The organism is Kitasatospora sp. CMC57, assembly GCF_045866025.2.
Lineage (GTDB): Bacteria > Actinomycetota > Actinomycetes > Streptomycetales > Streptomycetaceae > Kitasatospora.
Map to the genome: position 1 here is coordinate 5622360 of NZ_AP035881.2, position 24059 is coordinate 5646418.

Annotated in this window: 20 protein-coding genes; 6 read left to right on the forward strand and 14 right to left on the reverse strand. The window is 72.1% G+C overall.

Annotation, left to right across the window (positions count from 1 at the left end):
* Positions 1–37 precede the first annotated feature (37 nt).
* Positions 38–2533 (reverse strand): ATP-dependent helicase HrpB, encoded by a 2496-nt coding sequence (gene hrpB, locus ACKUU6_RS25105; protein ID WP_407990822.1) that lies wholly within the window; start codon positions 2531–2533, stop codon positions 38–40.
* 3 nt (positions 2534–2536) lie between these two features.
* Positions 2537–3403 carry a class I SAM-dependent methyltransferase gene (locus tag ACKUU6_RS25110; RefSeq protein ID WP_407990823.1) on the reverse strand — a complete coding sequence of 289 codons (867 nt, stop codon included), beginning with the start codon at positions 3401–3403 and terminating at the stop codon, positions 2537–2539.
* A 420-nt stretch (positions 3404–3823) separates the two neighbouring features.
* Here ACKUU6_RS25110 and rpsA point away from each other — a divergent pair, with 420 nt between their 5' ends.
* Together rpsA and ACKUU6_RS25120 are read left to right on the forward strand one after the other, a co-directional pair.
* Positions 3824–5314, forward strand: a complete 1491-nt coding sequence (gene rpsA / locus ACKUU6_RS25115) for a 30S ribosomal protein S1 (protein WP_407990824.1) — start codon at positions 3824–3826, stop codon at positions 5312–5314.
* Between the two features lie 160 nt (positions 5315–5474).
* Positions 5475–7724: an MMPL family transporter gene (locus ACKUU6_RS25120; RefSeq protein WP_407990825.1), complete on the forward strand. Its 2250-nt coding sequence runs from the start codon at positions 5475–5477 to the stop codon at positions 7722–7724.
* Here ACKUU6_RS25120 and ACKUU6_RS25125 read toward each other — a convergent pair.
* Together ACKUU6_RS25125 and ACKUU6_RS25130 are read right to left on the reverse strand one after the other, a co-directional pair.
* Positions 7714–7866 carry a hypothetical protein gene (locus tag ACKUU6_RS25125; RefSeq protein ID WP_407990826.1) on the reverse strand — a complete coding sequence of 51 codons (153 nt, stop codon included), beginning with the start codon at positions 7864–7866 and terminating at the stop codon, positions 7714–7716. The two genes, ACKUU6_RS25120 and ACKUU6_RS25125, sit on opposite strands and share 11 nt — an antisense overlap.
* An 87-nt stretch (positions 7867–7953) precedes the next feature.
* Positions 7954–8370: a MarR family winged helix-turn-helix transcriptional regulator gene (locus tag ACKUU6_RS25130; RefSeq protein ID WP_407990827.1), complete on the reverse strand. Its 417-nt coding sequence runs from the start codon at positions 8368–8370 to the stop codon at positions 7954–7956.
* Positions 8371–8432: 62 nt separating this feature from the next.
* On the opposite strand from ACKUU6_RS25130, the gene ACKUU6_RS25135 reads away from it, so the two are divergent.
* The gene (locus tag ACKUU6_RS25135; protein WP_407990828.1) at positions 8433–9077 is read left to right on the forward strand and encodes an MBL fold metallo-hydrolase; all 645 of its coding nucleotides are present in this window, start codon (positions 8433–8435) and stop codon (positions 9075–9077) included.
* Between the two features lie 4 nt (positions 9078–9081).
* Positions 9082–9684, forward strand: coding sequence for a dephospho-CoA kinase (gene coaE, locus ACKUU6_RS25140; RefSeq protein ID WP_407990829.1), 603 nt, complete (start codon positions 9082–9084; stop codon positions 9682–9684).
* A 45-nt stretch (positions 9685–9729) separates the two neighbouring features.
* Here coaE and ACKUU6_RS25145 read toward each other — a convergent pair whose 3' ends face one another.
* From ACKUU6_RS25145 to soxR, 4 genes are all read right to left on the reverse strand, one after another.
* The gene (locus tag ACKUU6_RS25145; RefSeq protein ID WP_407990830.1) at positions 9730–10116 is read right to left on the reverse strand and encodes a DUF5955 family protein; all 387 of its coding nucleotides are present in this window, start codon (positions 10114–10116) and stop codon (positions 9730–9732) included.
* Positions 10117–10130: 14 nt separating this feature from the next.
* Positions 10131–12374: a hypothetical protein gene (locus ACKUU6_RS25150; RefSeq protein ID WP_407990831.1), complete on the reverse strand. Its 2244-nt coding sequence runs from the start codon at positions 12372–12374 to the stop codon at positions 10131–10133.
* Positions 12375–12447: 73 nt separating this feature from the next.
* Positions 12448–13302, reverse strand: coding sequence for an SAM-dependent methyltransferase (locus ACKUU6_RS25155; protein WP_407990832.1), 855 nt, complete (start codon positions 13300–13302; stop codon positions 12448–12450).
* 69 nt (positions 13303–13371) lie between these two features.
* Positions 13372–13860: a redox-sensitive transcriptional activator SoxR gene (soxR, locus tag ACKUU6_RS25160; RefSeq protein ID WP_407990833.1), complete on the reverse strand. Its 489-nt coding sequence runs from the start codon at positions 13858–13860 to the stop codon at positions 13372–13374.
* A gap of 57 nt (positions 13861–13917) precedes the next feature.
* Here soxR and ACKUU6_RS25165 point away from each other — a divergent pair, with 57 nt between their 5' ends.
* Both ACKUU6_RS25165 and ACKUU6_RS25170 read left to right on the forward strand, forming a co-directional pair.
* Positions 13918–14622 (forward strand): transketolase, encoded by a 705-nt coding sequence (locus ACKUU6_RS25165; protein WP_407990834.1) that lies wholly within the window; start codon positions 13918–13920, stop codon positions 14620–14622.
* 17 nt (positions 14623–14639) lie between these two features.
* Positions 14640–15536, forward strand: coding sequence for a transketolase family protein (locus tag ACKUU6_RS25170; RefSeq protein WP_407990835.1), 897 nt, complete (start codon positions 14640–14642; stop codon positions 15534–15536).
* Here ACKUU6_RS25170 and ACKUU6_RS25175 read toward each other — a convergent pair.
* From ACKUU6_RS25175 to treY, 6 genes are all read right to left on the reverse strand, one after another.
* Complete coding sequence (locus ACKUU6_RS25175) at positions 15482–16018, reverse strand: Imm53 family immunity protein (RefSeq protein WP_407990836.1); 537 nt, start codon at positions 16016–16018, stop codon at positions 15482–15484. The genes ACKUU6_RS25170 and ACKUU6_RS25175 overlap by 55 nt on opposite strands.
* Positions 16019–16044: 26 nt before the next feature.
* Complete coding sequence (locus tag ACKUU6_RS25180; protein WP_407990837.1) at positions 16045–16401, reverse strand: hypothetical protein; 357 nt, start codon at positions 16399–16401, stop codon at positions 16045–16047.
* 351 nt (positions 16402–16752) lie between these two features.
* Positions 16753–18981, reverse strand: a complete 2229-nt coding sequence (locus ACKUU6_RS25185; RefSeq protein WP_407990838.1) for a DUF6531 domain-containing protein — start codon at positions 18979–18981, stop codon at positions 16753–16755.
* Positions 18978–19727 (reverse strand): hypothetical protein, encoded by a 750-nt coding sequence (locus ACKUU6_RS25190; protein WP_408649642.1) that lies wholly within the window; start codon positions 19725–19727, stop codon positions 18978–18980. The genes ACKUU6_RS25185 and ACKUU6_RS25190 overlap by 4 nt, the downstream gene beginning before the upstream one ends.
* Positions 19728–19814: 87 nt before the next feature.
* A complete protein-coding gene (gene treZ, locus ACKUU6_RS25195) occupies positions 19815–21536 on the reverse strand; it encodes a malto-oligosyltrehalose trehalohydrolase (protein WP_407990841.1) in 1722 nt (573 codons plus the stop codon).
* A gap of 16 nt (positions 21537–21552) precedes the next feature.
* The gene (gene treY, locus ACKUU6_RS25200; protein ID WP_407990842.1) at positions 21553–23970 is read right to left on the reverse strand and encodes a malto-oligosyltrehalose synthase; all 2418 of its coding nucleotides are present in this window, start codon (positions 23968–23970) and stop codon (positions 21553–21555) included.
* Positions 23971–24059: the final 89 nt, after the last annotated feature.

Below are 24059 nucleotides of genomic sequence, written 5' to 3' on the forward strand. Positions count from 1 at the left end.
GCCCCTGGGTAGTGCAACGTGAGCCCCTGCCCAGCTCCTAGCGCCGCGGGTTGGCCCGGCGGGTCGGCTCCGCGGTGGTGGGGTCCTCGGGCCAGGGGTGGCGTGGGTAGCGGCCGCGGAGGTCGGCCCGGACGGCCTTGTAGCCCTCGCGCCAGAAGGTGGCCAGGTCGCCGGTGACGGCGGCCGGGCGGCCGGCGGGGGAGAGCAGGTGGACGGTCAGCGGCACGCGGCCGCCCGCCAGGGCCGGGGCGGCCTGCCAGCCGAAGAGTTCCTGGAGTTTGACGGCCAGCACCGGCCGGTCCCCGGAGTAGTCCACCCGGATCTTCGAGCCGGTCGGCACGGTGATCCGCTCCGGCGCCAGCTCCTCCAGCCGTCCGGCCTCGCCGGTCGCCCAGGGCAGCAGGCGCTGCAACGCCCCGGCCACGTCGATCCGTTCGAGATCGGTCCGGCGCCGGGCCCGGGAGAGTTCGGGCTCCAGCCAGTCGCCGGAGGCCAGTGCGGCATCGCTCACGTCGGGCCAGGAGCCGCCCAACTCCCGGTGCAGGAAGGCCAGTCGGTCCCGCAGCGAGACCGCGTCCGGTGTCCACCGCAGCAGCGTGCCCACGCCCTCCCGGGCCAGCCCGTCCAGCAGGGCGGCCCGCACCAGCGAGCGGTCGGGCTCGGTGAGCGGTGTCGCGGCGAGCTCGATCGCGCCCAGCGCCGAGACCCGACGGGCCGTCAACTCACCTAGCCTTACCGACCATTCGACCTCCTCACGCTCCGTCAGCAGGGCGGCCCCGGCCTGCCGGGCGGTCGCCTCGTCCAGCGCCACGGCCAGCCTGACCCGCGCCGACGGGGAACCGGCCGGGCGGTCCGCGACGGCGACCGCGATCCACTCCGTGCCGGCCAGCCGTGAGCCGGTGCCCAGTTCGGCGGCGGTCCCGGCGGCCATCAGGTGGGGGCCGTTCACGCCGCGGGCCCGGGCCACCCGCTCGGGGTAGGCGAGGGCCACCACTAGACCGGCGGCCCTGGCGTCCCCCGGGCCGGTGTCGGGAGCGTCCACCAGCCGCCGCAGCCGCCGGGTCTCGTCCTTCCAGCGCCGCGCGTACGGGTCCTCGGAGGAGGACCTGACCCGGCGCCAGACCTCGGACAGGTCGTCGCCGAAGGTCCGGGGCGGCTCCTCCGAGAGCAGTGCGACCACCTCGGCGGCCCGGCGCGCGCCGACCAGTTCGGCGCCGTCCAGCAGGGCGCGCGCCAGTCGGGGGTGCAGCCCGCTCCGGACGATCCGCCGGCCGCGTGCGGTGGCCCGGCCCTCGTGGTCCACCGCGCCGAGGCCGGTCAGCACCCGCCGGGCGGCGGTCATCGCGCCGCCCGGCGGCCGGTCGGGCAGCGCGAGGCCGGCGGCGTCCGGATCGCCCCAGCAGGCGGCCTGGAGCGCGAAGGAGGTCAGCTCGGCCTGCGCGATCTCCGGGGTCGGGAAGGGCGCGGCGAGGGCGTCCTCGGCCTCGGCCCAGCACCGGTAGACCACCCCGGGCGCCTCCCGCCCGGCCCGCCCCGCCCGCTGCCGCCCGGCGGCCAGCGAGGCCCGTACGGTGACCAACCCGGCCAGGCCGCGCGCGTGGTCGGTCCGCGGCTCCCGGGCCAACCCGGAGTCCACCACGACCCGGACGCCGGGCACGGTCAGCGAGGACTCCGCGACCGAGGTGGCCAGGATCACCCGTCGTCCGGTGCCGACCGAGAGCGCGGCGTCCTGCACGGCCTGCGGCGCCTGCCCGTGCAGTTGCAGCACCTCCACCGACCCGCCCAGCTGTCCGGCCACCCGGGCGATCTCGCCGACGCCGGGCAGGAAGCAGAGCACGTCCCCGTCCCGCTCGGCCAGCGCCCGCCGGACCGTCCCGGCCACGTGCTCCAGCAGCAGCGGGTCGGTCCTGGTGCCCTGCGGCGGCTTCACGCCGCGTGGCGGTGGGGCCCAGACCACCTCGACCGGATGGGCGACGCCGTGCGCCTCCACCACCGTTGCGCCGCCGAGCAGTTCGGCCCAGGCGGCGGTGTCCGAGGTGGCCGAGGCGCAGACGATGCCCAGCTCGGGCCGCAGGGTGGCCCGGACGTCCAGCAGGAAGGCGAGCGCGGTGTCGGCGTCCAGGTGACGTTCGTGGCACTCGTCCAGCACCACCACGTCGACCCCGGTCAACTCCTGGTCGCGCTGCAGGCGTTGCAGCAGCACGCCGGTGGTGACCACCTCGACCACCGTGTCAGGCCCGGCCCGTCGCTCTCCGCGGACCGTCAGGCCGACCCGCTCGCCGACCTGGCCGCCCAGCAGCCAGGCCATCCGCCGGGCGGCGGCCCGCACCGCGAGCCGCCGGGGCTCGGCCACCAGCACCCGCCGGGCCGGCCCCGGCAGGGCGTCGACCAGCCCGGCCAGGGCCAGCGGCACCAGGGTGGTCTTGCCCGTCCCGGGCGGCGCCGCGAGCACGGCGACACCGTGGTCGGCCAAGGCCCGCTGGAGGGCGGGCACAGCGGTACGGACCGGCAGTTCGAGCCCGACGGAGCGCATCGGTCAGCCCCGCTCCGCCACGAAGATCGCCGTCCCGGGGAACAGCTCGCCGCGCAGCGGGCTCCAGCCACCCCAGGTCTGCTCCAGCTCCTCCGGCCACTCCGGCTCGACCAGGTCCAGCAGCCGGAACCCGGCCCCGACCAGCTCGCGCACCCGGTCCCCGAGCGTGCGGTGGTGCTCGACGTAGGTGGCCCGCCCCTCGGCGTCCTGTTCGACGTACGGCGTGCGGTCGAAGTACGAGGAGGAGGCGGTCAGCCCCTCCTCGCCGGGCTCGTCCGGGAAGGCCCAGCGGATCGGGTGGGTGACCGAGAAGACCCAGCGCGCCCCCGGGCGCAGCACCCGGTGCACCTCGCGCATCAGTGCCGCGGTGTCCGCGCTGAACGGCACCGCCCCGTACGCCGAGCAGGCCAGGTCGAAGGAGCCGTCCGCGAACGGCAGTACCGCGCCGTCGGCCTGCACCACCGCGATCGGCTCGGCGCCCCGGCCGAGGTCGATCCGGCGGGAGTGCTGGAGCTGGCGGTAGGAGATGTCGAGCGCGACCGGGACGGCGCCCTGGGCGGCCAGCCAGCGCGAGCACTGGGCGGCGCCGGAGCCGATCTCCAGCACCCGGGCGCCGGGCAGCGACTCCGCCGGGCCGAGCAGCCGGGCCTCGGCCTCGTCCACGCCCTCGGGGCACCAGGTGAAGCGGTCGTCGCCGAGGAACTCGCCGTGCTCGTCCTGGTACTCGTCGGCGTTCCGGTCCCACCAGAGCCGGCTGGCCCGGCTGGACTCACCGGCCTCGGCGTCCCGGCGGAGGGCGTCGTCCTCCTCCTCGGCGGGCAGGTCGGCGGGAACAAGATCGTCCGGGTCGGAGGTGGGGGTGGTGGCCAAGGTGATAGAGCCCGTCGCGTAGGGTATGGGGTGCGGAAGCGCTGCTGTCGCGAAACCGGAGCCGCAAGGTACCGGGTCGTGACCGTGGCATCCGGGGCGAGGCCCCTGCGGCTGCCATCGCGAGATGCGCAGTCGGAGGATATGGCCTGATCCATCCCGACCTCCACCGTCTCGCCCAGTTCGGCGTTGACCGTGCCGGGCTGGCCCCGTATGCTACAAGTTGCGCTGCGGGCCTGCGCGCCTCGGACGGAGCAGGTCGCGCTCGCATCTGTCGAAGACCCCACGGTCGCAAGACGGACACCTTCTGATCATCAGAATGGTGAGCCGTGTTCTTGGCTGTCCGGCTTTCGGTGGGAGCGATACGGGCCCTCCGCGTGGCATTACCTACGACTTCTTGTCCGTACCGGAGCCCTTTTCCTAATGACGAGCCCCACCGACACCTCTGTCAGCACCACCCCGCAGGTCGCGATCAACGACATCGGCGACGCGGAAGCGTTCCTCGCGGCGATCGACGAGACCATCAAGTACTTCAACGATGGCGACATCGTCGAGGGCATCATCGTGAAGGTCGACCGTGACGAGGTTCTCCTCGACATCGGTTACAAGACCGAGGGTGTCATCCCCTCCCGTGAGCTCTCGATCAAGCACGACGTCGACCCGCACGAGGTCGTCAAGGTCGGCGACGAGATCGAGGCCCTGGTTCTCCAGAAGGAGGACAAGGAGGGTCGTCTGATCCTGTCCAAGAAGCGCGCACAGTACGAGCGCGCCTGGGGCACGATCGAGAAGATCAAGGAAGAGGACGGCATCGTCACCGGTACCGTCATCGAGGTCGTCAAGGGTGGTCTCATCCTCGACATCGGCCTCCGTGGCTTCCTGCCGGCTTCGCTGGTCGAGATGCGCCGCGTCCGCGACCTCCAGCCCTACGTGGGCAAGGAGCTCGAGGCCAAGATCATCGAGCTGGACAAGAACCGCAACAACGTGGTCCTGTCCCGCCGTGCCTGGCTGGAGCAGACCCAGAGCGAGGTCCGTCAGACCTTCCTCACCACCCTGCAGAAGGGCCAGGTGCGCTCCGGCGTCGTCTCCTCGATCGTCAACTTCGGTGCCTTCGTGGACCTGGGTGGCGTCGACGGTCTCGTTCACGTCTCCGAGCTGTCCTGGAAGCACATCGACCACCCGTCCGAGGTTGTCGAGGTCGGCCAGGAGGTCACCGTCGAGGTTCTCGACGTTGACATGGACCGCGAGCGCGTCTCCCTGTCGCTGAAGGCGACCCAGGAGGACCCGTGGCAGCAGTTCGCCCGGACGCACCAGATCGGTCAGGTCGTCCCCGGTAAGGTCACCAAGCTCGTTCCGTTCGGTGCGTTCGTGCGCGTCGACGAGGGCATCGAGGGCCTGGTCCACATCTCCGAGCTGGCCGAGCGCCACGTGGAGATCCCGGAGCAGGTCGTCCAGGTCGGTGACGAGATCTTCGTCAAGGTCATCGACATCGACCTCGAGCGTCGCCGCATCAGCCTCTCGCTGAAGCAGGCGAACGAGGCCCTCGGTGGCGACGCCGCCGCGGCCGAGTTCGACCCGACCCTCTACGGTATGGCTGCCTCGTACGACGACGCGGGCAACTACATCTACCCGGAGGGCTTCGACCCCGAGGCCAACGACTGGCTCGAGGGCTTCGAGAAGCAGCGTGAGGCCTGGGAGGCCCAGTACGCCGAGGCGCAGTCGCGCTTCGAGGCGCACCAGGCCCAGGTCATCAAGAGCCGTGAGGCCGACGCCGAGGCCGCTGCCGAGAGTGGCGAGGCCGTCGTCGCCGCCGCCGGTGGCTCGTACTCCTCCAGCAGCGACGAGGGCTCCGGCGCTCTCGCTTCGGACGAGGCGCTCGCCGCGCTGCGCGAGAAGCTGGCCGGTGGCCAGAGCTGATCTCATCCTCGTCACTGAGGGTTAGTCACTGACGAACCCCCCGTCCCGGTTCCCGGGACGGGGGGTTCGTTCGTGTGAGATGTAACTCCGGGCCGAGGTATAGGGCATTGGTGGGTTTACGCCTAGCTTTGAGGGGAACTGCCCGAAAGGCCACGCACATATGCGCACTTCGCTCACTGCGGCACCTCTCCTCTCCCGGCCCTCCGGCCCTCAGGTCGGCGGGCGGCTCGCGGCCCTCGGCCGGTTCTGCCACCGCCACCGACGTTGGGTCCTCGGCCTCTGGGCCGTGGTGCTCCTGCTCGGCGTGCTGATCGGCGGCCGGGTCTTCGAGAGCACTGTCTCGACCACCTCGGCGGGCGGCTCCGAGTCCGCCGCAGGAACGGCCGCCGTGGCCGCCGCCGACCCGGCCAGGGGCACCGTGACCGCGGTGGTGGACGGCGGCGCGGTGAGCGATCCGGCGGTCAGGGCCGCCGTGACGGCCGCCACCGCCGAGATCGGCGCGCTGCCCGGGGTGACCTCGGTCGCCGACCCGTACGGCACCGACGGCGCGCTCACCTCGGCCGACGGCAGGGCCGGGCTGGTCTCGGTCCGGATGGCGGACGGCAGCACCGACGCGCAGTTGAAGGCCGTGACGGCGGAGCTGGCCGCGATCGACGCCCCCGGTGCCCACGTGACCGTCGGCGGGGACCTGGTGACCGAGCAGGAGGTCAAGGACCAGACCCAGCGGGACACCCGCTTCGGCGAGATCGTCACCCTGCCGCTGACCCTGCTGGTGATGGTGCTGGTCTTCGGCGGCTTCGCGGCCGCGAGCCTGCCGGTGATCGGCGCGGTGGCCTCGGTGGGCGGGGCGCTGCTGGCGATGTTCGGTTTCAGCCGACTGATGGACATCGACACCAGCGTGCTGCCGATCGCCACCGTGCTGGGCCTCGGACTCTCCATCGACTACGCACTGCTGATGGTCAACCGGTTCCGCGAGGAGCGCGGCCACGGGGCCGCGACCGCGGCCGCCGTCGAACGGACCGCCGCCACGGCGGGCCGGACGGTGGCCTTCTCAGGACTGACCGTCGCCGTCGCGCTCTCCGGACTCTTCGTCTTCACCAGTCCGGTCTTCCGGGCGGTCGCGGTGGCCGGCGTGAGCGTGGTGGTGATCGCCGTCGCGGCGGCGCTCACGTTGATTCCCGCGCTCCTCGGCTTCGTCGGGCACCGGGTCAGAACACCCAGTGAGCCGGTCTCGGACGAGGGTTTCTTCGCCCGGACGGTACGCCGGGTCCAGCGCCGTGCGATTCCGGTGGTGCTGATCTGCGTCGCGCTGCTGATGGCGGCGGGCGCCCCCTTCCTCGGCTCGGACTGGCGCAGCTCCGGTGCCAACGTGCTGCCCACCTCCTCGGCGGGCCGCCAGGTGGCCGAGAGCATCGACCAGCGCTTCCCGCAGCTGGCCCCCGCACCGGTGACGGTGGTGGTGGAGGGCGGCCAGGCGGCCGCGCAGCAGTACGCCGATCAGGTGGTTTCGAAGCTGCCGGGTGTCACCGGCGTACGGGCCGTCACGCCGGTCTCCCCGGAGCTGAGCACGGTGGACGTGCTGGTCGCCGGTGATCCGCAGGGCGGCGGGGCCAAGCGCGTGGTCGGCGAACTGCGGGACCAGCGCGGCGGGCTGACCACGTACGTCACGGGGGACGCCGCCTCGGTGGTCGACTTCCAGCACGAGATCGCCACCCGGGGGCCGTGGGCGATGGGGCTGGTCGCGTTCGGCACGCTGGTGCTGCTCTTCCTGATGACCGGCTCGGTGGTGATGCCGCTCAAGGCGCTGCTGATGAACGTGCTCTCGCTGGGCGCCTCGCTCGGCGCGCTCACCCTGGTGTTCCAGCACGGCTACTTCAGCGGGCTGCTGGGCTTCACCCCGACCGGCGGATTGGAGACCTTCATACCCGTGCTGGTCTTCGCCTTCGCCTTCGGCCTCTCGATGGACTACGAGGTCTTCCTGCTGGCCCGGATCAAGGAGCTCAGGGACGAGGGCTACAGCTGTGCCCGCTCGGTGGAGCTCGGGCTGCAGCGGAGCGGACGGATCATCACTTCGGCCGGGCTGCTGATGGTGATCGTCTTCGCCGGGTTCGCGGCCGGGCAGATGCTGATGGTGAAGGAGATGGGCGTCGCGCTGGCGGTGGCGGTCGCGGTGGACGCGACGTTGGTGCGCTGTCTACTGGTGCCGGCCACCATGACCCTGTTCGGCGAGTTCAACTGGTGGGCGCCCGCACCGCTGCGGCGGCTGCACCGCCGGATCGGACTGACCGAGCACGTCGCGCTGCCGCCGATCCCGGCAGCGGTGCTGCCGGTGCAGCGCGAGCCGGTGCCGGTGGTGGAGTCGCTGCCGCGTCAGCCCAGGGAGCGTGGTCCGGTGGTGGTCAGCGGCTGAGGCAGCTGTTGCCGAAGTCGCCGCTGAGCGCGGACAGTCCGCCGAGCGCGTCGCAGGCGGCCGCCGGTCCGGCGCCGGCCAGCAGCAGGCCGCCGGCTGCGGTGATCAGCAGGACGGCGAGCCTGGCCTTGGTGAGCTTCATGACGGGCATCCTCTCGGGGCGGTACTGGGCGGTCTGCTCAACGCCGCCGCGGGCCGAAAGGCATGGCCGGGTCATCCGAACGGCGGATCAGCCGAGCCTGGCGAGCAGCGCGATGCCGTCCCGCAGCCTGTGCTGCTCGGCCGGGGTGAGCCGGTCCGCGATGGCGGCCGCCAGATCCCCCTCCCGGCGGCTGCGCTGGGCGTGCAGGGCGGCGGTGCCCTCGGTGGTGGCTGCGTGCAGCACCTTGCGGCCGTCGGTGGTGTGTCGCTGCTGCTCGACCAGCCCGGCCTCGGTGAGCAGGGCGACGGTGCGGGCCATCGACTGGTGCCGGACGCGCTGACGCTCCGCCAGCTCGGCGGTGGTGTGCGGGCCCTCGCGGACCAGCCAGCCGAGGACGGCGGCCTGGTTCTGCGGCAACTCGTCGCCGACCCGCAGATGGCGGACCAGGGTGCCGATGGTGGTGCGCAGCTCGGCGGCGAGCTCCAGGGGGTCGAGGTTGTCCATGGGAGCAGTCTAGTCGGGATATGTACAGCCCAACTGTACAGTTCTGCTGTACTGTTTCGAGCATGCGACTCACCAAGTTCGGACATGCCTGCGTACGCGTCGAGACCGACCGGGCCACCGTGGTCATCGACCCCGGAGCGTTCACCGAGGAGGACGCCCTGCGGGGCGCCGACGCGGTGCTGATCACCCATGAGCACTTCGACCACTTCGTGGAGGACCGCCTGCGGGCGGCCGCCGAGGCCGACCCCGGCCTGCGGATCTGGACCAACGGCGCGGTCGCCCGGCAGCTGACCGGTCTCGGCGACCGGGTCAGGGTGGTGGGCGAGGGCGACGCCTTCGAGGTCAACGGCCTCGACGTCAGCGTGCACGGCGAGTGGCACGCCGTCATCCACCCGGACATCCCCCGGGTGGGCAACATCGGCTTCCTGCTGGACGGTCGGCTGTTCCACCCCGGCGACGCACTGACTCTGCCGCCGCAGCCGGTGGAGACGCTGCTGCTGCCGCTGGCCGGGCCCTGGGCGCGGGTCGCCGACCTGATCGACTACGTCCGCGAGGTCGCGCCCCGGCGGGCGCTCGCGGTGCACGAGGCGGTGCTCAGCGAGGCCGGGCAGGCCGTGCACGGACGGCTGATCGGCGGGACCGGTGGGGTGGCGTTCGAGCAGCCGAAGCCCGGCGAGCAGCTCGATCTCGACGGGGCGGTAGCCTGACGCCATGCTGAGGATCGGACTGACGGGCGGGATCGGCGCGGGCAAGAGCGAGGTGTCCCGGCAACTCGCGGCACTGGGCGCGGTGATCGTGGACTCGGACCTGATCGCCCGTGAGGTGGTCGCACCGGGCACGGACGGACTGCGCGCCGTGGTGGCCGAGTTCGGCCCCTCGGTGCTGCGTGCCGACGGCTCGCTGGATCGTCCCGCGCTCGGTGCGCTGGTATTCGCCGATCCCGAGCGGCTGGCGGCGCTGAACGCGATCGTGCACCCGCTGGTCCGGTCCAGGTCCGCCGAGCTGGAGGCCGCGGCGGGCGACCGGGACGTGGTGGTGCACGACGTCCCGCTGCTGGTCGAGAACGGGCTCGCGCCGCTCTACGAGCAGGTGGTCGTGGTGGACGCCGACGACGAGACCAGGATCGACCGGCTGGTCCGGCTGCGCGGCATGACCGAGGCCGAGGCCCGCGCCCGGATGGCCGCCCAGGCCGACCGGGAGACCCGGCTGGCGGTCGCGGACCTGGTCATCGACAACAGCGGGTCGCTGGACGAACTGGTGCCCCGGGTGCAGGAGTTGTGGGAGACGCTGCAGAAGCGCGTCCAGTCCCGCTAGGGGCCGTCCGGCCGGTCCGGTGTCGAGCGACCGACCCGACAGCCCCTAACCGCCGAGGATGCTCTGGACGGCGCCGGTCAGTTCGGCGACCGCCACGGCCAGTGGGGCGATCGGGGCGGCGATCGCGGTCAGCCGGTCCAGCGCGCGGCGCAGCACGCCGGGTTCGGGGCTCGGCTCGGCCAACTCCTCTCGTAGGCGGCGTACTTCGAGCTCCGGGGCGCCGCCGTCAGGAAGCTCGGCCCGGTGCTCGGCGAGCAACCGCTCGACGGTGGCCAGGAGTTCGACCGCCAGCGCCCGGTGATCGACGGCCAGGTTCTGGAAGCCGACCGGGCCGCTGAGCGCGCGGGCGTGCTGTCCGATCGCCTGGTTGCCGACCTGGCTGTGGCCGCCGAACTGCTGCACGCCGTTGTTGGTCACCGGTTCGTTCGCCATCGGCCGTTCCTCCGTCACGGGGTCTTGTCGAGGTTGGGGGTGTACTGCTGCGCGGTCGCGCCCTGTCCGACCGCCTGGTTGCCGACCACGCTGATGCCGCCCTGCTGGATCACCCCGTGGTTCAGGATGGTCTGTTGCTGCTGCCGCAGCTCGCTGGTGTCGACGCCGTGCTCGTCCAGGAACTCCACCATCGCCGCGAAGGCGTGGCGGTCGAGGGTGTCGAAGGCCCGGTTGGCGTCGATCTGCTGGAAGTAGTTCTGGTAGTGCCCGCTGTCGGCCGCCTCCCGCACGCTCGGCGCGGCGCCGTAGTCGAAGCCCGGGCTCTGTTCGATCGTCACCAGTTCGTGCAGCCTGCGGCGCCGCCGCCGTCGGGCCGCCGTGGCGTGCCGGTAGGCGGCCCGGGGCGCGCCGAACAGGGCGCGGGCGGTGCCGCCGACGCCGGCCAGCCGCAGGATGCGCAGCCGGGTGGGGGTCGCGGCGGCGGGCAGCAGGTCGATCTCGTGGTACCAGGCGTGCACCGGGGCCAGGATGCGCTGCTCGGCCTGGATGTGCATGGTCCGGCCGTCGGTGGACATGTGCAGGAACAGGCTCGGCACCACGTCGCCGCCCCACAGCGGTAGGTGCGCCGCGAGGTAGTGCCGCACCACGCCGGTGGGATTGAGGGCGATCTCGCGGACCCGCTCCTCCGGAAGGGAGAAGGCCGGGGAGAGCTGGTCGGGCGGCAGCAGCTCGTCGTTCCCGGCAAGGGCGGCGCCGTTGGCGAAGACCCGGTCCTGGAGCTGGAGCACCGACAGGTCGGTCTCGTCCGTGCCCGGCTGGTCGGCCGCGTGCCGGGCGGAGGTCTCCTGCAGTCGCCGCCGTACCGCGCTGACCAGCTCCCAGACGTCGAACTCCTGGAGTTCGCGAGCTGGTTGTCCCGGCCTGGCGGGAGCGGGCAGCAGCGCCACGGCGGTGTTCCAACTGCCACGAGAGCGGGAGAAGCCGACGAACGGGTTGTAGCCGCTGTAGATGGTGAGATTGCCGCGCTGGGCCTTGGCGAACGCGGCCAGCCGCAGCTGGGTCTCCCGTGTCCCGGACGGCGAGACCGGCAGGTCGGGGCGGAACACCTCGCGCCGAAACTGGCCACGCAGCCGGGCGTCCACGTCGAGGATGTGACGGAGCGTCAGAAGATAGGCGGCCAGCAGACCGCCGACGGTGACGACGAAGGCCGGGATGCCCATCAGCCAGCTGCCGAGCAGCCAGCTCAGCAGCCCGCCGGGGTCGATCGAACCGAGCAGCAGGGCCAGCGTCAGCCCGATCCCGAAGACCGGGACGGCGAACGCGGCCAGTCGCACCACGGCGTACGGGGTGGTGAACAGGCTGCGTCCCCGGGCCGTCCAGGCGGTGCGGGTGTCGGGGGACGAGCGGCTGAGTGCCCGCAGGGCCAGCCAGGCGAACAGCAGCCATAGCGGCGCGAACAGCAGGATCACCCCGAATACCAGGGCGAGGGCCGAGTCCCGCCGACGGCGCAGCCCCTGGGCGGCGATGCTGTGCCTGGCCACCGGGACCAGGTCGAAGGCGGGAGAGGCGGCGACGGCGCCGAACTCGTCGTGCACCAGGTGCTCGACGACCGAGTCGGCGAGCATGTCGTCGGTGTACACGGCCGCGCTGACGTACCGGGTCACGTCGCCCGGCGCGCTGCCCAGCGGGGTGGAGTTCGGTCGCTGGTACTCGGCCATGACGGTGCTCCGTTCACGCTTGCGGGCGGTGGCCGGCGCCGTGGCGTCCTCCGGCCCGGTCGCCAGGGAGAGGAGGGCGAGGGTGAGCAGCAGGCCGATGACCAGGCCGTAGGAGAGGCCGACGGTGATCTGCTGCACGAAGATCCGGTCGGAGCGTTCGTCGCCCAGCAGGAGGACGGCCCAGATCGACAGCCCGGACAGGACACCGGCCAATCCTCCGACGCCGAGGCAGGCGACCAGCAGGGCGGGCCGTCCCCGGTGCAGTGGCACCGACCGGGGCACCAGCGCCAGCACGGTCACCAGGACGACGACGGCGCCCACCACCTGGCTCCACGCCCAGACCAGGGCCGGACCGTTGCCCGTGATCCACCAGCCGGGGGAGCGGAGCAGAGTCCACAGCCACTCCTGTGTCTCGCTCTCGAGCAGCCGGTCCAGATCGAACTCCCGCTGGATCCACGGGCTGCCCAGCACGACCAGCGCCAGGCAGAGTGCCCGCACCCGGCGGCGGGCCAACTTCGTTACCGCGAGCCCCAGTTCCATCGCACCCCCCAGTGCGTCCAGTGCCGAGCACCTTACGCCGCCGGGGGGTGTCTGTCTGGAATATGACGGAGGTTCAGGGCTTGCGGGCCACCCCGGCCCAGATGCCGGTGGTGGCGTCGGTGTCCGCCGGGGGCTGGTCCGGGTGCCAGCTCGGGGCCGTGACCACGCCCGGTTCGAGCAGTTCGAGACCGTCGAAGAAGCGCAGCACCTCGGCCTTGGGCCGCATGCTGAGCTGGGCGGTGGCACTCCGGTAGATGGCGGGCCCCTTGACCGCCGCCTCGGGGCTGGCGAAGTCGCCGGTACCGTGCGAGATCGCGAGGAAGCTGCCGGAGGGCAGGGCGTCGACCAGGGTGCGGACGATGCCCCAGGGGTCGTCGGCGTCGTCGATGAAGTGCAGCACGGCGAAGAGCAGCAGCGCGACCGGTTCGCCGAGGTCGATCACCTTGCGGACCTCGGGGTTGTCGAGGATCGCCTTGGGGTCGCGCAGGTCGGCCTGGACCACCGAGGCGTTGCCGACGCCGGCCCCGGCCAGCAGCGCACGGCTGTGCACCAGCACGATCGGGTCGTTGTCCAGGTACGCGACCTTGGCGTCCGGGATCACCTGCTGCGCGATCTCGTGGGTGTTGCCCGCGGTCGGGATGCCGGTGCCGATGTCGAGGAACTGCCGGATGCCGTGCTCGGCGGCCAGCGTGCGGACCGCGCGCTGCAGGAAGGCGCGGTTGGCGAGTGCGCTGATCCGGACGAGTGGGCTGAGCGAGAGCACCTTCTCGGCGGCGTCCCGGTCGGCCGGGAAGTTGTCCTTGCCGCCCAGGAAGTAGTCGTACATCCGGGCCGGGTGCGGCACCTCGGGACGCAGGTCGGTGGGCGGGCGGAGTTCGTCCTGATCACCGGACATCCAGTCCAGCGAGACGTCCTGATGCGCGGTCATGTCTGATCTCCCCCGTGGCTGTTCGAGTCGGCCGGGTGCCGAGGTGTGTTCGAAGGCAGCATAGAGGGATCAGAGATCGGCGGTGTGCGGCTCGGGCCCTCCGGCCGGATCGCGGGTGAGCAGATAGCGGGCGCCGGGCCCGGTGGCCCCGGCCCGGTCGTCGGCGTTGTAGAGCGCGCAGCGCGCGAGGGAGAGGCAGCCGCAGCCGATGCAGCCGGTGAGCTTGCGTTTCAGCTGCTCCAGCTCGGCGATCTGCTGGTCGATCCTGGACTGCCAGGATTCGGCCACCGTGCTCCACTCCTGGCTGCTCGGCGCGCGGTCGCCGGGCAGCCGGTCGAGTGCGGTCCTGGCCTCGTCCAGGGAGAGGCCGACCCGCTGCGCGGCCCGGATGAACGCGACCCGGCGCAGCGTGGCGCGGGTGTACCGGCGTTGGCCGCCCGCCGTCCGCTCGGCGTGCAGCAGCCCGAACTTCTCGTAGTAGCGCAGCGCGGAGGTGGCCATCCCGCTGCGCTCGGCGAGCTGGCCGATGGTGAGCAGGTCGTGTCGGGAGAGTGTCACGGTCCGGAACGATACCGGCCTTGACTTGAAGTCGACTTCAAGTTGCAGGATCTCCGCATGACCACCGCAGCGACCACTCCGCAGCAGTACGGCTTCGACGACCTGGCCCGGTTGATGGGCCTGATGACCGGCGACGAGAAGCACGGCCCCGCCGCCACCTCCACCCTGGACGCGCTCTGGGTGCTCTACGACCGGGTGCTCCGGGTCGGCCCCGACACCGTCGCGGCCGCCGACCGGGACCGCTTCCTGCTCTCCAAGGGCCACGGCCCGATGGCCTACTACGCCGTGCTGGCGGCCAAGGGCTTCCTCGACCCGGCGGTGCTGCCGAGCTTCGGCGCGTACGACTCGCCGCTCGGCCACCACCCGGACCGGCTGCTGGTGCCGGGGGCCGAGATCGGCTCGGGTTCGCTCGGCCACGGCCTGCCGCTGGCCGTCGGCACCGCGCTCGGGCTGCGGGCGCAGGGCCTGACGGACCCGGCGGTCTGGGTGCTGATCGGGGACGCCGAGTTCGACGAGGGCAGCAACCACGAGGCGGTCGCCTTCGCCGGGGCCTACGGCCTCGACCGGCTGCACACCGTGGTGATCGACAACTCCTCGGCCAGCCTGGGCTGGCCCGGCGGGATCGCCGCCCGCTTCGAGGGCGCGGGCTGGTCGGCCGTCACGGTGGACGGCCGGGACCACGAGGCGCTGTACCAGGCGTTCACCGCGCCGCACGAGGGCCGGCCACACGTCGTGGTCGCCCGGGTCGAGTCCAAGTACTGAGAGCGGGAGCACACATCATGGACACCATGCGCGAGCGTTTCGCCGCCGTCAGCACCGAACTGCTGGACCAGGACGCCAGGTTGGCCGTGGTGCTGGCCGACATCGGCGCCGACGCGTTCCGGGCGGCCCGGAAGGACCACCCGGACCGGGTGATCAATGTCGGGATCCGCGAGCAGCTGCTGATCGGGGTGGCCGGTGGCCTGGCGCTGGCCGGGCTGCGCCCGATCGCCCACACCTTCGCCAGCTTCCTGGTGGAACGCCCCTTCGAGCAGGTGAAGTTGGACCTCGGCCACCAGGGCGTCGGCGCGGTCCTGGTCAGCGCCGCCGGTTCGTACGACTGGCCGGCCGGTGGCCGGACCCACATGGCGCCGGGGGACGTGGCGCTGCTCGACACCCTGCCCGGCTGGACGGTGCACGTGCCCGGACACCCAGACGAGGCCGACCTGCTGCTGCGGCACGCGGTCGCGAACGGCGACGAGAAGGTGTACCTCCGACTGTCGGCACACCAGAACGCGAACGCCCAGCCGGTCGCGCCCGGACGATTCCTGACGGTGCGTCAGGGCAGTTGCGGTGTGGTGCTCGCGGTCGGCCCGATGCTCGACGCGGTGCTGGCGGCGACCGAGGGGCTGGACGTGACCGTGCAGTACGCGGCCACGGTCCGCCCGTTCGACCGGGCCGGTCTGCGGGACGCGGTCGGGGACGGGCCCGCGAGCGTGGTCCTGGTCGAGCCCTACCTCGCGGGCACCTCGGTCGGCGAGGCGAACGAGGCACTGAACGACCTCCCGCACCGGGTGCTCGGCCTCGGCGTTCCGAAGGAGGAACACCGTCAGTACGGCTCCATCCCGGAGCACCTGGCCGCCTACGGCCTGGACGCGGGCGGCCTGCGCGAGCGGATCGCCTCGTACCTGTGGTGAGGCCGGTACGCCACCCCCGTGCCCGGAGCCCTACCGTCCCCCTCCCGGCCCGTGCGGACCGGCGAAGTCGCTGAAGACCCCCAGCCCCCGCCCGAGGTCGGCCGGACCGCAGCGGAGGTGGAAGACGGAGCCGTCCGACCGGGCATGGAGCCAGGAGCCCCCTCATCGGTCTCGATCCGGTCGGGCAGGACACCGTCGAGCCCGGTCCCCTCAAGGTCGACCTCGACGGACCACCCCGGATTGTCGAGCGTCTCGATCCGGATGCCGTACTCGTGCTCCCAGTCACCGTCGCACTGGGCGGTGTACCAGGCGGTGAGGAAGCCCAGGGGGTCCAGGGGCACGGCGTGATCTCCCAGGGTTCGGCGGCGCGGGCACTTCCGTGAGTGCGGAACGTTGTCAGACGCATACCGTCGACCCCACGGGAGGCAGCTCGCCCCGGGGGGGGCGTCGGGTTCAGGGCTCAGATCCTGCCCTGCCTCCACTGGGCGAACGGTGACAGCCCGGCCACCTACGGGGCTGCCACCACCAGGCCGGATGCGAAGGTGGCGCAGAAGTCCCTGGTCATCGCCTCAAGGCTGGATCGCTCCATCACCTCGACCGCGGGGGACGGCTTCCAGGAGGTCCGTGACTCGCACCCGATCCGGACCTGATCGCCCGCCGGGCTGAAGGTGAGGGACCGCTCGACTCCCTGGGAGTAGAAGTCGATCACTCCCGGAGTACCGGACCCGAGAGCCTCGATCAGATCAGGCAGCTGCTCGACCAGGGTGGACATGTCGTAGGAGACGTCGAACTTCCAGTCCGGGTCACCGAATCCGCCGATCTCGAAGCGGTGGCCGGACAGTTCGAGAGCCTTGCTGGCGTACATCGCCAGATATTCGAAATCGTCTTCGTCTTCCAGGGGTTCAGCAGGCTCCGGTGCAACGGGCTGGGCAGGGGGAATCAGGGAAAACTTGAAAGCCATGGCTTCTCCGGGGTCACCTTAGAATGGGAAACGCGGTTTTATAGTTGCCGTTCCTGCTGGGTATCAGTCGAGCCCACCTGGCGGGCTTGGTGGTGCCGTCTTCGAACACCACCTCTCCCAGGCCCTCCGGTATCTCCACCTCGCGAACGCCGTGTCCGGGGTACCAACTGTCCTGAAGGAACTCCGCAGCCTTGTCGTTGTCGATCCAGCGGCCCTGCCCTCCGCCCTTGTTGCGCGCTCGGTCCGCCAACTGTTTCACGCTCTTGTGTGGGCGAGAGTGCGCCCGTTGACCGTCTCGGACAGCAGGTAGCCCAAGGCGTCGACGGTCCGGACGATGTCCGTGTCCGGGTTGGCGGCGCGGACCAGACATCCTGCGACGTCGTACGAGTAGGTGGTGGTCCGTCCGTCGGAGACCCTGGCGACGGTGTTCCCGAGGATGTCGTAGGTGTAGCGCGCGGTCTGGCCGAGCCCGTTGGTGCGGGTGACGACCTGTCCGGCGGCGTCCAGTTCGTAGTTGATGACGCGTTGGTGGAAGTCACTCTCGGATACGAGGCGGCCGGCGGGGTCGTAGGTGTAGTTCCAGGTCAGACCGAGCGGGTTGGTGACGGCCACGAGCTGCATGTTCGCGTCGTGCGAGAAGGTGATCCGGGCGCCGTCCGGAGTGGTGCGCGCAGCGACCGTCTCGAAATGGGTGTACTCGAAACCGGTGACCCGACCGAGCTGATCCGTGTGGGCGAGCATGTTGCCCTCGCCGTCGTAGGTCCACGACTCGGTGGCGCCGTCCGGATGCGTGCGCGAGGCGGGGTAACCCTCAGTGGTCCAGGTCGTCCGGGTGACGCCACCCAGCGGGTCGGTGACGGCGACCGTGCGGCCGAACGCGTCGTGCTCGAAGCGGGTGGCGGCGCCGACCGGGTCGGTGATCTCGACCGGGAGCCCGGCGGCGCTGCAGCGGACGAGGGTGGTGTGGCCAAGGGCGTCGATGACGGTGTCGAGGTGACCGAGGTCGTCGTAGGTGTAGCGGGTGACGGCACCGAGCGGGTCGGCTTCCGAGACGAGACGGCCGGTTTCGTCGTAGGTGCGACGCCACACCGCCCCTCCCGGTTCGGTGATCTCCACCGGGAGGCTCAGCTCGCCGAGGTAAATGGCGGTGTCCCGTTCGCCGTCGGGGCGGGTGACGCAGACCAGGTCGCCGGCGCCGTCGTACTCGTAGGTGTTGGTGCGGCCGAGCGGATCGGTCTCGGTGAGGAGGCGGTCGTGGTCGTCGCGTTCGAAGTGGGTGGTGTGGCCGAGGGGGTCGGTGATGGTGGTGATCTGGGCGTGTTCGTTGACGTGGTAGGTGGTGGTGTGGCCGAGGGCGTTGGTCTCGGTGTGGATCCGGATCCCGGTGGACGGGTCGGCGTCGCCGTAGTCGAAGTGGAAACGCAGGGTGCCGTCGGCGCCGCCTTCGTCGATGACGCGGTCGTGGGCGTCGTAGGTGTACAGGTACTGCGAGTCGTTGCGGTCGGTCCAGGAGAGCATCCGGCCGGTGGCGTCGTTGCTGAAGCGCATGGCCTTGCCGGAGGAGTTGTAGACCGAGGTGAGGTGGCCGTCGGTGTAGCCGTAGCGCATCAGCAGGGCGTCGTGGCCGCCGTCGCCCGCTCCGGCCAGGCGCAGGGCGGTGATCCGGTCGGCGTCGACGGTGACCAGCAGGCGGTAGCCGCCGGAGTGGGTGATGGAGAGCGGGACGCCGTGCTCGTCGTAGGCGAGGTCGTAGTGCCGGCCGTGGCGGTCGCGGACCCGGGTCAACAGGGCCACCCCGCCATCCGGTTGGAGGGCGAACTCCCTTGTCAGGCCGGTGGATACCTCGGTGAGTGTGTACGTGCCGGTAGCGGGGTCCAGGTCGAGTTCCCGGCGGCTGCCGGCCCCGGCGAGGACGGGGTCACCCGGTTCGGGATGCGGGTATGCCTGGGAGATGCGGTCGGCGCGCAGGTGGACCACGCCTTCGGCGTCGATCTCCAGGCGCTCGTCGAAGGTGCAGACCCAGCGTTCGCCCATCCAGCGGCCTGCGGTGTAGCCGGAGTCGAAGCTGCGGGTGAACAGCAGCGGGAGCGAGCCGGGCAGTTCGACGTCGACCTGGTCGATGTACATCCGCCCCGTCGCCATGTCGACGGGCTCGCCGCCGCCGCAGCGGGTGTCCAGCGGGCGACCCTCGGTGCGCGGGCTCTTGACCTGGTCGCGGCCCCGGCCCTTGGGGTGGGAGCTTCCCGGACGGCCGCGTCCACCGGGACTGTGGGGGTGCGGGACGGACTTGTGGTCGCCGCCCAGGAGCTTCTGCAGGTCCTTGGCGTGTTCTGTGTCGGCCTCGCGGGTGTTGTGGGCGACCTCCTTCAGGTTGTCGCCGGCCTTGCGGTAGAAGTTCTTGAGCGCCTTGCCGGCGTCCTCGGCGAGCGTCTTGCCGAGCTTCTCGGCGCCGTGTTCCAGGGCTTTGACGATCTGGTTGCTCATTCGAAGCTCACCCCCGCGATCTTGGACTGGAAGTTCTGGGCGTGGCCGATCACGGTTTCGGCGTGGTCGTGCATGGTGTGGGCGTGAGCGTCCAGCGCGTCCGGGTCGATCCGGAACCCGCTGCCGCCGGCCGTCCCGCTGTCCACCCCGAGTGCCTTCGCGGCGCCTTCGAAGACCAGACCGCTCACCGCCGCCGCGACCGTCTCGACCAGCGGCTCGATGGCGGCCTCGACGACCTGCGCGATGATGTACTGCTCCAACTGCTGTTCGAGGTAGTTGATCAGGCGCTTCGCGGCCTCCTCGATTGCGATCACCGCAGCCTCGGCCGCCCCCAGCGTGGCCACCGCCGCCGCCTGGTCCGCGACGAACGCGGCTGCCAGCAGCACCAGTTCGGCGATCGTCTCGACCTTCATCGCCACGATCACGTCCGCCGCCACGTCCAGCGCCGTCGCCACCACGTGACAGGCCTGCACCAGATCGTTCAGGTGACTGTCGGACAGAGCCGACCACTTCGCCAGCAACGCCTCGTACGAGGCGCCCTCGTACGCCTCGCCGAGACCGTGGATCGTCGCGGTCGAGCCCCGATGGGACTCCTCCACGTTGTCCGCGAACTCCCTCACATGGGAAGCGAATTCCCGGACCTTGTCCTCGTTCACCGTGGGCCAGTTGATCCCGATGAACGAGAGCAGTGAGACCACCTCGCCGGGCAGCTCGATCGCCGTGCGGTATCTCCCCCGTAGCAGCATGCGTCGGCGAATGTAGCCGCTGACTGCCGTGGGGCAGGGGGACATTGCCGATCCTTGACCGATGTCGACCAAGGACCGGTCGGCCGGTCAGGTCCGGAACAGCGCCGTCGAGTCGGGCCCGAGCAGCAGTCCCTTCTCGGTGTGGTCGACCCGGCCGAAGGCGGCGAGCGGCTCGGTGCAGGTGAGCGGGAGCAGTTGCTCCTCCGGGCCGAGGTTGACCGCGAGGCGGTAGGGGCCGCGGTGGACCACCAGTCGGCGGGCGGCGTCGTCGTGCTCGACCACGACCCGGGCCAGATCGGGGTCTGTGAGCGGCGGGTGGTCGCGCCGCAGCCGGATCAACCGGCGGTACCAGGCGAGCAGTTCGGCGTGCGGGGTGGTGGCGGGCTCGGTCCAGTCCAGGGTCGAGGTGAGCACGGTGGCCGGGGCCTGCGGGTCGGGGATGGCGTCGGCGGACCAGCCGTGGGCGGTGAACTCCCGGCGGCGGCCCTGCCGGACGGCCTCGGCGAGCTCCGGGTCCGGGTGGCTGGTGAAGTACTGCCAGGGTGTCCCGGCGCCCCACTCCTCGCCCATGAAGAGCATCGGGGTGAACGGCGAGGTGAGCACCAGGGCGGCCCCGGCGGCGAGCCGGCCGGGGGAGAGGGTGGCGGAGAGCCGGTCGCCGGTGGCGCGGTTGCCGATCTGGTCGTGGGTCTGGGCGTAGCCGAGCAGTCGGTGGCCGAAGCCGGGGGGAAACGGTCGGCCGTGACTGCGCTCCCGAAACGAGGACCAGCCGCCGTCGTGGAAGAAGCCCCGGGTGAGCGTCCTGGCCAGCGCGGCCAGCGGCGCCCGGGCGAAGTCGGCGTAGTAGCCCTGGGACTCGCCGGTCAGTGTGACGTGCAGGGCGTGGTGGAAGTCGTCGCTCCACTGCGCGGTCAGCCCGAGGCCGCCCGCCTGACGCGGGTTGGTGGTGCGCGGGTCGTTCAGGTCGGACTCGCCGATCAGGAACAGCGGCCGCCCGGTCGCGGCTGCCAAGTGGTCGACTGCGGTGGAGAGTTCCTCCAGGAAGTGCAGGGCCCGGTCGTCCGCCAGCGCGTGCACCGCGTCCAGCCGGAGCCCGTCGATCCGGTAGTCGCGCAGCCAGCTCAGCGCGCTGCCGATCAGGTACGCCCTGACCTCGTCGGAACCGGGGGCGTCCAGGTTGACCGCCGAACCCCAGGGGGTCTGGTGCCGGTCGGTGAAGTACGGGCCGTACGCGGGAAGGTAGTTGCCGGACGGGCCGAGGTGGTTGTGCACCACGTCCAGGATCACGCCGAGGCCCCTGCGGTGCGCGGCGTCGACGAACCGCTTGAGCCCGTCGGGGCCGCCGTAGGGCTCGTGCACGGCCCAGAGTGAGACGCCGTCGTAGCCCCAGCCGTGCCGGCCGGGGAACGGGCAGACGGGCAGCAACTCCACGAAGTCCACCCCGAGTTCGACCAGATGGTCGAGCCGGGCGGCGGCCGCTTCGAAGGTGCCGCCCGGGGCGAAGGTGCCGATGTGCAGCTCGTACACCACCGCGCCGGGCAGCGGCCGGCCCTGCCACGGGGTGTCGGACCAGCGGAAGGCGGTGTGGTCGACCGGGCGGCTCAGCCCGTCCGGGCCGTACGGCTGGCGGGGCGAGCGCGGGTCGGGCAGCGGCGGGCCGCCGTCCAGCCGGAAGCCGTAGTCGCCGCTCGGGGCGACCGCCGTCCACCAGCCGTCACGGTCGGGCAGCCGCTCCATCGGGTGCGCCGAACCGTCCACCTCCACCTCGACCCGGGATGCCTCCGGCGCCCAGACCTGGTACTCCGTCACACTTCCTCCACGCTGGTCAGGACTGGGACTCTCGCACCAGCAGGGCGACCGGATGGTCCTCCAGCAGCTCGCCCACCGACACTTCGCCACCTTCGATCCGATGCCCCGTCAGCTGATCCGTCCAGGACCCGACGGGGAGTCCGAGGGCGGTGTCGCGCCAGCCGCCGGCGTGGTCCAGGCCGTACGGCAGCCGGGTGACCACGCTGACCGTCCGCTCGCCACGGGCGAAGGCGAGCAGGTGGGTGGCGGCCGGGCCGGTCGCGGTCAGCGGCCGGTAGGGGCCCGCCTCGCCCGACCGGCGCAGCCGCAGGGCCGTCGCGGTCAGGTGCAGCTTCTCCCTGGCCAGGTCGCCGGGGCGGTCGGCGGGGGAGTCGGTCAGCCGGACGGCGAGCGAGCCGAGGTCGACCGGCGCCCGGTTGTCCGGGTCCACCAGGGTGTACAGCGGCTCCTCGCCGCCCTGGAACACGTCCGGCACGCCCGGCATGGTCAGGTGCAGCAGGGCGGCCGCGAGCGAGTTGCTCCGGGCGTAGGGGGCGATCGATTGGACGAAGCCGTCGATCCGGGGGCACAGGCCCGGGTTGGCGAGGGCCGCGCGGGCGTACTCGACCAGGCGGCGTTCGTAGTGCTCGTCCGGAGTGGTCCAGGAGGTGGCGCGTTTCGCCTCGCGGACCGACTTGAGGAGTATCCCGACCAGCCGGTCCGGCTCGACCGGCCAGGCGGCGATCAGGGTCTGCCAGAGCAGCCAGGCGGTCGGGCGGTCCGGGCAGGGCCCGGCGGCGGTGGTCCAGGCCGCGCACTCGGCGGCCCAGCGCTCGGGGAGCTCGGCCAGCACGGTCAGCCGGGCCCTGGCGTCCGCGCTGCGCTTGGTGTCATGGGTGGAGAGCGCTGTCATGGTGTGCGGCCAGTGCTCGGCGAGGTAGCCGCACCAGTCGTGGAACTCGGCCGGGCGCAGACCGGGCCGGGACGGGAAGCCGCCCACCTCGTTCAGGCTGAGCAGGGCGTTGAACCGGTAGAACGCGGTGTCCTCGACCCCCTTGGCCGCCACCGCGGAGGCGGTCTGGCCGAGCCGGGCGCAGAACTCGTCCTTCGCGGGGCTCCGGCCGAGCTGACCGAGCGCAAGACCGCGGACCAGCTCGGCGGTGGCGCCCAGCTCCGCCGGTACCCGGGCCAGCGCGGCCGCGACGTCGGCGACCGCCTCGGCGGGGGCGGGCTCGCCGGGCACCACGTACGGGCGGTAGACCGGATACGCCGTCAGCAGCTCGGCCAGCACGGCCCGGACGGCCGGGGCCGGGTGGTCGGAGAGCGCGGGCTCGGCGGAGCAGATCCCCTCCACCAGGCGGACCAGCCGCGCCACTTCGGCGGCCAGCTCGCCGTCCGGAGCGGTCAGCTCGGCCCGGCCGCGCCGGCCCTCCTCGGCGGGGTCGGCGGGGGTGCCGCAGTCCAGCCGGTACGCGTGCATCAGCCGCTCGGCCCCGGCGTGGTCGGTGAGCACGCCGTCGATCCGGCGCAGCGAGTCGTACCCGGTGGTGCCGGCGCAGGGCCAGTCGGCGGGGAGCAGCTCCGGTCCGGTGAGGATCTTCTCGACCACGGTGTACGCGCCGCCGGTGGCCTCGGCCAGCCTGCGCAGGTAGCCGCGCGGATCGGCCAGGCCGTCGGGGTGGTCGATCCGGAAGCCGTCCAGGACGCCGTCGGCGTGCAGGCGCAGCAGGGTGCGGTGGGTCGCCTCGAAGACCTCGGGCACCTCGACCCGGACGGCGATCAGCTGGTTCACGGTGAAGAACCGGCGGTAGTTCAGCTCGCCGTCGGCCACCCGCCACCAGGCCGGCCGGTACCACTGACGGCTCAGCAGCTCGGCGATCGGAAGCCCGGCGGTGCCCGGGCGGAGCGGGAAGGCGTGCTCGAAGTACCGCAGGGTCTCGCCCTCGACGGTGAACTGGCCGAGCTCGGCGCCCAGCCGGTCGCCTAGCAGCGGCAGCAGCAGCCGGCCGCGCTCCGGCGCGTCGACCGGGCCGGGCTGGGCCGTCCAGTCGATGTCGAACCAGTGCGCGAACCGGGAGTCGGGGCCGTCCCTGAGCACCTCCCAGAGCGGCTGGTTGAGCTGCTCCGGCACCGGGACGGCCATGTGGTTGGGGACCACGTCGGCGATCAGCCGCAGCTGGTGGCGGTGCGCCTCGGCGGCGAGCTCGCGCAGTGCGGGCTCGCCGCCGAGCTGCTCGCTGATCCGGCCGTGGTCGACGGTGTCGTAGCCGTGGGTGGAGCCGGGGGCGGCCTCCAGGAGCGGGGAGAGGTGCAGGTGCGAGACACCCAGCGCCGCCAGGTAGGGGACGGCGCGCCGGGCGTCGTGCAGGGTGAAGGCGGGCTGGAGCTGGAGCCGGTAACTGGACGTGGGCGGACCGACGGCGCCCGCCGCCGGGCGTGGCTGCTCGGAGGTCATGGCTGATGACTACCCGGGCGGACGGTGTGCCAACGCCGGGTTGGTGCGAACGGCCTAATCAGGTCGGATCGGTCGGCCGGGCCGACCTG

Bases quoted from the DNA above. Each gene is read 5' to 3' on its own strand.
- hrpB (WP_407990822.1), bottom strand. From the start codon at position 2,533: ATGCGCTCCGTCGGGCTCGAACTGCCGGTCCGTACCGCTGTGCCCGCC.
- rpsA (WP_407990824.1), top strand. From the start codon at position 3,824: ATGACGAGCCCCACCGACACCTCTGTCAGCACCACCCCGCAGGTCGCG.
- ACKUU6_RS25120 (WP_407990825.1), top strand. From the start codon at position 5,475: ATGCGCACTTCGCTCACTGCGGCACCTCTCCTCTCCCGGCCCTCCGGC.
- ACKUU6_RS25125 (WP_407990826.1), bottom strand. From the start codon at position 7,866: ATGAAGCTCACCAAGGCCAGGCTCGCCGTCCTGCTGATCACCGCAGCC.
- ACKUU6_RS25130 (WP_407990827.1), bottom strand. From the start codon at position 8,370: ATGGACAACCTCGACCCCCTGGAGCTCGCCGCCGAGCTGCGCACCACC.
- ACKUU6_RS25135 (WP_407990828.1), top strand. From the start codon at position 8,433: ATGCGACTCACCAAGTTCGGACATGCCTGCGTACGCGTCGAGACCGAC.
- coaE (WP_407990829.1), top strand. From the start codon at position 9,082: ATGCTGAGGATCGGACTGACGGGCGGGATCGGCGCGGGCAAGAGCGAG.
- ACKUU6_RS25145 (WP_407990830.1), bottom strand. From the start codon at position 10,116: ATGGCGAACGAACCGGTGACCAACAACGGCGTGCAGCAGTTCGGCGGC.
- ACKUU6_RS25150 (WP_407990831.1), bottom strand. From the start codon at position 12,374: ATGGAACTGGGGCTCGCGGTAACGAAGTTGGCCCGCCGCCGGGTGCGG.
- ACKUU6_RS25155 (WP_407990832.1), bottom strand. From the start codon at position 13,302: ATGACCGCGCATCAGGACGTCTCGCTGGACTGGATGTCCGGTGATCAG.
- ACKUU6_RS25165 (WP_407990834.1), top strand. From the start codon at position 13,918: ATGACCACCGCAGCGACCACTCCGCAGCAGTACGGCTTCGACGACCTG.
- ACKUU6_RS25170 (WP_407990835.1), top strand. From the start codon at position 14,640: ATGGACACCATGCGCGAGCGTTTCGCCGCCGTCAGCACCGAACTGCTG.
- ACKUU6_RS25180 (WP_407990837.1), bottom strand. From the start codon at position 16,401: ATGTACGCCAGCAAGGCTCTCGAACTGTCCGGCCACCGCTTCGAGATC.
- ACKUU6_RS25185 (WP_407990838.1), bottom strand. From the start codon at position 18,981: ATGAGCAACCAGATCGTCAAAGCCCTGGAACACGGCGCCGAGAAGCTC.
- ACKUU6_RS25190 (WP_408649642.1), bottom strand. From the start codon at position 19,727: ATGCTGCTACGGGGGAGATACCGCACGGCGATCGAGCTGCCCGGCGAG.
- treY (WP_407990842.1), bottom strand. From the start codon at position 23,970: ATGACCTCCGAGCAGCCACGCCCGGCGGCGGGCGCCGTCGGTCCGCCC.